Raw genomic sequence first — 680 nt, 5'->3', positions numbered from 1 at the left:
TCAGGCGTGTACTTACCAGAACCGATACAACGGATCGCTTCCAGATTATTACTAAAGTTGATGGTAAGTGTCTGCAGGCAAGCTTTCCCCTGAATTGACTGACCATTAATAAGTAGCTTTTCAACGTTTGGCATACTCACCAGAGGGCGAGTCGATGCTGGGATAGGATTTGTAACAGGATTAACCTGCTGTCGAGTAAATGAGCTACCTACTAAACCAAAGTTACCAGTGATTTTGCCTGTGGTCTGGATCGTCATTTCACCTGTATTCACTTGAATACCGCGATAAATAAAGACTTGACCAATATCTTCGAAAACTTTAACCAGCGTTAATGACTTACGTACTCCACCACCAAAACTTAAAGCGTTACCCGCCCAATTATTGAAGGCTAAAGCACTTAAGAATAGATCAAATGTTCCAAGTGATAATTCAAACTCTAACTGACCTGCTACTTCTGCTTCAGTAACTACCCCACCTTGTCGAAAACGTGAATCAACCACTTCACTGCTTTCTTCAGTAGAAACATTTTCAGATAAACCATCACTTACACGGCGTACTGTGTACCAGATTGGGTTTGCGGGAGTTGTTCCTAAAACTGCTTCTTCACAAGCATATAATCGAATTTTTGCGCCTGAACTCATTTATGGTTCTCCAAAATTTAGGCAATAAAAAACCCGCTG

The 680-nt window shown here is 41.2% G+C and carries 1 protein-coding gene; it reads right to left on the bottom strand.

Going from position 1 to position 680, the window contains the following annotated elements:
- On the bottom strand, positions 1 to 641 hold a 641-nt coding region (locus G9371_RS18985; protein WP_165471308.1), incomplete at its 3' end, for a phage tail tube protein.
- Positions 642 to 680 lie beyond the last annotated feature (39 nt).

This window comes from Acinetobacter sp. EKM10A (assembly GCF_011075215.1).
Lineage (GTDB): Bacteria > Pseudomonadota > Gammaproteobacteria > Pseudomonadales > Moraxellaceae > Acinetobacter > Acinetobacter baumannii.
This window is presented reverse-complemented; position numbering and strand designations above follow the sequence as displayed.